This window comes from uncultured Aggregatibacter sp. (assembly GCF_901873365.1).
Taxonomy (GTDB): domain Bacteria; phylum Pseudomonadota; class Gammaproteobacteria; order Enterobacterales; family Pasteurellaceae; genus Aggregatibacter.
On the sequence record NZ_CABFLM010000051.1, the window covers coordinates 25,229 to 32,216 of the forward strand.

The 6,988-nt window shown below is 44.2% G+C and carries 3 protein-coding genes and 1 pseudogene; 1 reads left to right on the forward strand and 3 read right to left on the reverse strand.

Annotated features, from left to right (window positions below):
* Positions 1–154 precede the first annotated feature (154 nt).
* Positions 155–1,491: pseudogene (gene brnQ / locus QZ106_RS03500) on the reverse strand (branched-chain amino acid transport system II carrier protein).
* A 208-nt stretch (positions 1,492–1,699) separates the two neighbouring features.
* Between brnQ and pyrG the strand changes: the two are divergent.
* Positions 1,700–3,334, forward strand: coding sequence for a glutamine hydrolyzing CTP synthase (pyrG, locus tag QZ106_RS03505; protein ID WP_295974298.1), 1,635 nt, complete (start codon positions 1,700–1,702; stop codon positions 3,332–3,334).
* A 142-nt stretch (positions 3,335–3,476) separates the two neighbouring features.
* On the opposite strand, the gene tkt is transcribed toward pyrG, so the two are convergent.
* Both tkt and tal read right to left on the reverse strand, forming a co-directional pair.
* Complete coding sequence (gene tkt, locus QZ106_RS03510; RefSeq protein ID WP_295974300.1) at positions 3,477–5,474, reverse strand: transketolase; 1,998 nt, start codon at positions 5,472–5,474, stop codon at positions 3,477–3,479.
* Positions 5,475–5,603: 129 nt separating this feature from the next.
* Complete coding sequence (gene tal / locus QZ106_RS03515; protein WP_295974302.1) at positions 5,604–6,557, reverse strand: transaldolase; 954 nt, start codon at positions 6,555–6,557, stop codon at positions 5,604–5,606.
* Between the last annotated feature and the right edge of the window lie 431 nt (positions 6,558–6,988).

Genomic DNA, 6,988 nt, shown 5'->3' on the forward strand with positions numbered 1-6,988 from the left:
TCTTTTATTTGTTAAAAAAAGTGCGGTCACAAAATCCAACGGATTTTGAACGTTGGCTTTATTAATGGCTCCATTGGGGCAACAATCGAACTTGATTCGATGGTGAGTCATTTTTTGCCTGTTTTTTCTTTATTTACGCTTGCTGAAAAAAGCATTACGTAGCACGTTTTTTGCTAACCAACATGGTTAAGAACATCACGACTAACGCCGGCACTAACCACGCCAAACCATTATCATATAATGGGAAATTGCCAAGGAATTGTTTCACGCCGTCAGACAATAATCCTACGTTATTTAAGCTGTCGCACAAACTAAAACACACGGTGACCGCAATCGTGGCGTTATAGGTTAATTTTACGCATGGTAATTTAGCACGGACGAACTGCAACACTACCAACATGATTGCCACCGGATAAATTAATAACAATGCAGGAATCGTCACTTGTAATAATTTCGTTAAGCCGTTTTCGGAAATGATGGTCGTCATGACAGTAAACACCACCACCCAGAAAGAATATGGCAAGCGGTTGGAGAATTTAGCGAAATAGTAAGCACAAGCACTGGTCACGCCTACTAAGGTGGTTAAACTTGCTAAGAAGATGATACCGGACATAATCCAAGAACCTTCTTTACCGAATAACACGTTCACATAACGAGAAAAAATTTGACCGCCGTTGCTGACGCCTTGCGCCACTTGGTCACTGGTCGCACCAAGATAGAAAAGGGAGAAATAAAGTGCGGCTAATAAAACCACTGAAATGCCGCCGGCGGATATGGTGTAACGCATGATTTTTTGCGGTTCAGTGATATTTTTTGCACTTAACGCACGAGCCACAATGCCACCGAAAGCAATCGCTGCCAAGACATCCATGGTTTGGTAACCGCTAATTAAACCGGTGGTCAATGCTGAACTGTCCGCATAGCTTTTGCTTGGCGCGACAATATCCGACAAGGGAGAGATAAAGACGGTTACGGTCACCACCACCAATAATACCAACAAGGCCGGGGTCATAAATTTACCCACGCTGGAAATAATGGTGTTCGGTTTCAGCATAAATAGCATGGCGATAATGTTAAAGACTACCGCAAAAATCAGATGATTTACTGACGTGTCTGCCACTATATCAAGTGGTACAAACGCCATTTCGTATGCGACGTTGGTAATGCGTGGCATCGCAAACGTAGAACCGATGACCAAATACAACGTGGCTAAAAATAAGACCTCTGCCCATTTAGGAAGGTCGCGGGTGAGTTCTTCGCCACGACCTAACACAGACACTACAACCAGCGTGATAAACGGCATTAATACGCCGGTGAGCACAAATCCCAAGGCGGCTGTTGCCCAATGTTGCCCTGCCGTGTAGCCTTCCATCGGCGGAAAAATAATGTTTCCTGCGCCTAAAAACAGGGCGAAAATCATCATGCCTAAAACAAGAATATCTTTGCGTGAAAACATAATCGTTTCTCTTCAGTAATAAAATAAAGACGCATTTCGGATTCTACTATAAAAGCCTGATTATTCGTAACGAAACGATGAAAAACACATAAAAAACATTGTATTATTTGACCGCACTTTTCCTGTAATTCTCCGTTCGGCAATTGAGTTCATTCTGCCTTTGTTGTAAACTACGCTCCCGTCTTGATAGATTATATTTATCCTAATTTTCCATCCATCCCAATAGCAACAAATAGGTTTCTTATGGCTACCAATTATATTTTCGTCACAGGCGGCGTAGTTTCTTCGCTTGGTAAAGGCATTGCAGCGGCATCACTTGCGGCAATCTTAGAAGCGCGTGGCTTGAACGTCACGATCATGAAACTCGACCCTTATATCAACGTCGATCCGGGCACCATGAGCCCGACTCAGCACGGTGAAGTTTTCGTGACCCAAGACGGCGCGGAAACCGATTTAGATTTAGGTCACTACGAACGTTTTATTCGTACCAAAATGACCAAACGTAACAACTTCACGACCGGTAAAATCTATTCCGAAGTGTTACGCAAAGAGCGTCGCGGTGACTATCTCGGCGCGACCATTCAAGTGATTCCACACATTACCAACGAAATTAAAGCGCGCGTGATTGATGGCGCAGCGGGGCATGATGTGGCCATCGTAGAAGTAGGTGGCACCGTAGGCGATATTGAATCCCTCCCGTTCTTGGAAGCCTTGCGCCAACTTGCCGTACAAGTGGGACGTGAACGCACGATTTTCATGCACTTAACGCTTGTTCCTTATATTCCGACCGCCGGCGAAGTCAAAACCAAACCAACACAACATTCCGTGAAAGAATTGTTGTCCATCGGCATTCAACCGGACGTGCTGATTTGCCGTTCCGACCGCATGATTCCACCAAATGAACGCGCTAAAATTGCTTTATTCTGTAACGTGCCGGAACGCGCGGTGATTTCGTTAAAGGATGTGTCTTCCATTTACCAAATTCCGGCACTCTTGAAATCTCAAGGATTGGACGATTTCATTTGCAATCGCTTCCACTTAACTTGCCCGGAAGCCGATTTATCCGAATGGGAACAAGTGTTGTATCAACAAGCCAACCCGACAGGCGAAGTCACTATCGGTATGGTGGGTAAATACACCGAATTGCCGGATGCGTATAAATCCGTAAACGAAGCGTTAAAACACGCCGGTTTGAAAAATCGCTTGAACGTCAACATCAAATACATCGACTCACAAGACGTGGAAACCAAAGGCGTTGACATCTTAAAAGGTTTAGACGGTATTTTAGTGCCAGGCGGCTTCGGCTATCGCGGTGTCGAAGGCAAAATTCTGACTGCCCAATATGCGCGTGAAAACAACATTCCCTATTTAGGTATTTGCTTAGGGATGCAAGTGGCACTCATTGAGTTCGCCCGTCATGTTGCCGGCATGAGCCAGGCAAACTCTTCCGAATTTGACCGCACTTGTGAACAACCGGTAGTCGGGTTAATTACCGAATGGCAAGATGCTGACGGTAATAAAGAAGTCCGTAGTGATGAATCCGATTTAGGCGGCACCATGCGTCTTGGCGCACAAAAATGCCATTTAATTGAAGGCAGTTTAGCACGCAAATTATATGGCGCCGAAACTATCGAAGAACGCCATCGTCACCGTTACGAAGTCAATAATGTCTTGCTTCCGCAAATCGAAAAAGCAGGCTTAAAGGTGACTGGTTTATCCGCCGATAAGAAACTGGTGGAAATCATTGAAGTGCCGAACCACCCTTGGTTTGTTGCTTGCCAATTCCACCCGGAATTCACGTCCACGCCACGTGATGGGCATCCATTATTCGAAGGCTTTGTGAAAGCGGCAAAAGAGAATCAGAAAAAATCTGATTAGTGGTTTTTTAGAACATAAGAAAAAAGGCAGGGTAACCTGCCTTTGTGCTTTCTATGATGGATTTAAAATGCCAAGAAACAACAGAAAAAAGCCGAACAGTGATTTTACTGTTCGGCCTGTTGTTTTAAAGTGCGATCAGAAATTAAAGAATTTCTTTTGCTTTAGCGACCACATTATCCACCGTAAAACCAAAGAGTTTGAACAATTGGTCTGCTGGTGCGGATTCACCGAAACTGTTCATACCAACGATACGACCGTTGAAACCGACGTATTTGTACCAGAAATCGGCAATGCCCGCTTCAACAGCCACACGTTTAGTTACCGCACTTGGCAATACGGCTTCGCGATAAGCCTTGTCTTGTTTGTCGAACACGTTGGTACTTGGCATTGAAACCACACGGATTTTTTTGCCTTCTGCGGTTAATTGTTCTGCGGCTTTCACTGCCAATTCCACTTCAGAACCGGTCGCAATGAAAATCAGATCCGGCGTGCCGGCACAGTCTTTTAATACATAAGCACCGCGCGCTACGTTAGCTAATTGCTCAGAAGTGCGGTCCATTTGTGCCAAGTTTTGACGGGTGAAAATTAATGCGCTTGGGCCATCAGTTCTTTCAATCGCCGCTTTCCAAGCAATCGCCGATTCTACTTGGTCGCAAGGGCGCCATGTGTTCAAGTTCGGGATTAAACGCAATGCGGAGGTTTGTTCAACCGGTTGGTGGGTTGGACCGTCTTCACCTAAACCAATGGAATCATGGGTGAACACGAATAAGCTGCGTTGTTTCATTAATGCCGCCATGCGAATCGCGTTGTGAGCGTATTCCATGAACATGAGGAACGTTGCGCCATAAGGGATGAAACCGCCATGAAGCGCGATACCGTTCATGATTGCCGCCATACCGAACTCGCGTACGCCGTAGTTGAGGTAGTTACCATCTACGTTTTGAGTTGCACGGATTGGTTTGGAGCCGGACCAAAGGGTCAAGTTAGAGCTTGCCAAGTCGGCAGAACCACCAAGTAATTCCGGTAACACTTTTGCATAAGCTTCAATAGCATTTTGTGAGGCTTTGCGGCTTGCAATGCTTGCCGGGTTCGCTTGTAAATGGTCAATGAACGCTTGAGATTCTTTTGCCCAATCTGCCGGCAATTTTTTCTCCATGCGACGGGTAAATTCAGCGGCTAATTCCGGATAGGCTTTCGCATAAGCAGCGAATTTTTCATGCCAGGCTTTTTCTAACTCTGCGCCTTTTGCTTTCGCATCCCATTGTGCATAAATATCGGCTGGGATCTCAAACGGTGCGTAATCCCAGTTTAGAGCTTTACGGGTTAATGCGATTTCTTCATCACCTAATGGCGCGCCGTGGCAATCGTGAGAGTTGGATTTATTCGGAGAACCGAAACCGATAATAGTTTTACAAATAATTAAGGTCGGTTTGTTGGTTTCTGCTTGCGCTTGTTTAATCGCCTCAATGATTTGTGCCGGGTTGTGACCGTCGATTGCCGGAATCACTTGCCAGCCGTAAGCTTCAAAGCGTTTTTGTGTATCATCGGTAAACCAACCGTCAACATGGCCATCGATAGAAATGTTATTGTCATCGTAGAAGGCAATTAATTTACCTAAGCCCAAGGTACCTGCTAAAGAACAAGCCTCGTGGGAAATCCCTTCCATTAAACAGCCATCGCCCAAGAAAACATAGGTGTGATGATCTACGATGTTATGACCGTCACGGTTAAATTGACCCGCTAACGTTTTCTCTGCAATCGCCATACCGACTGCGTTGGTGATGCCTTGACCTAGTGGGCCTGTGGTGGTTTCAACGCCTGGTGTGTAACCAAATTCAGGGTGTCCCGGAGTTTTGGAATGTAATTGACGGAATTGTTTTAAATCTTCAATAGATACATCGTAACCGCTTAAATGTAACAAGCTGTAAATCAGCATAGAACCGTGGCCGTTAGATAGCACGAAGCGGTCACGGTTAGCCCATTGCGGGTTGGTTGGGTTGTGATGTAAAAAATCACGCCATAATACTTCTGCGATATCCGCCATGCCCATCGGTGCGCCCGGGTGACCGGATTTGGCTTTTTGCACCGAGTCCATACTTAAAAAACGAATGGCATTGGCGAGTTGTTGACGAGTTGACATTGTGCCTCCTGATTGAGATAAATTGACAAAATAGGGTGTGCTCATAAAAAAGTGCGGTCAGATTTTTCGGCGTTTTTAAACACAGAAAATTTCCACCGCACTTTTGCTTAATACATAACTAATAAACCATTACCATTTAGACAGTAACATCTCTTCTAATTTGCCTTGGTCAACGGCAAATTTACGAATACCCTCGGCCAGTTTTTCCACTGCCATCGCATCGCTGTTATGCTGCCAATAGAATTCCGCTTCGGTTAATGGTTGCGGTTTGGCTTGTACTTCGCCTTGGAAACCCAGTTTTCTCACTACCGCGTTTGGGGTTTCATGTAAGGTTTTTAACAACGGCGGAGCAATAGTTAAACGGTCACAGCCGGCTAATTCAATGATTTCGCCTACATTACGGAAACTTGCGCCCATCACTACCGTTTTGTAGCCATATTGTTTGTAGTAATTGTAAATTTTGGTCACAGAAATCACGCCCGGATCTTCTGCCGGTGCGTATTCTTTTTTATCGGTGTTGGCTTTGTACCAGTCTAAAATGCGGCCCACAAATGGCGAGATCAAATAAACGCCCGCTTCTGCACAAGCACGTGCTTGCGCTTCGGAGAATAATAATGTCAGGTTACAGTTGATACCTTCTTTTTCTAAGATTTCCGCAGCACGGATACCTTGCCATGTAGAGGCGATTTTAATCAAAATACGATTTTTATTAATGCCTGCCGCTTCATACAACGCAATCAGTTTTCTCGCTTTCGCCACTGTTGCATCGGTGTCATAAGAAAGACGCGCATCCACTTCAGTAGAAACACGACCAGGAACTAATTTTAAGATTTCCAAACCAATGTTAACTGCCAATTTATCTTCTGCATCAACAAGTTGCTGTGCTTTGTCCTGACTTTGTTGTTTACCATAAGCAATTGCTTCATCAATCAATGGCGCATACTGAGGTAACGCTGCCGCACTCAAAATCAAGGACGGATTCGTTGTGGCATCTTCAGGTTTATATTGACGAATGGCATCAATGTCACCGGTATCGGCAACAACAACGGTAAGTTCGCGAAGAGAATCTAACTGGTTAGTCATAATGTATTCCTTATGTATTCCTTTAATTGGAGGATGGGAAACGAGTTGAATCGTTAAGAAAGCTATGTTTTATTCATAGCAGAAATCGTTAAAAAATATAACCGCACTTGTTATAGAAAGCAACTCTTAAAAAGCGTGTTCATAATAATGAAATCAATAGGTTTCGTCTTTAAGAACAGGTTGGATACTAAGGATCGCTGAGGTAAAGAATGTTGTTAATTTGATTAAATTATCTTCAATCAAAACAAAAAATGAAAAAAAAGCTAAAAAGGGGTTGCGTGGATATAAAAAATGCCTATAATACGCCACCACAACGACGCGCCGTTGTAAAGCATTAAGCAGCGCGTCGTTTTTTGTTCTTTAACAATCAATCAGACAAACTGTGTGGGCACTTGAAGATTCGTTTTTATCATTAAAGAATTTTAAAATTG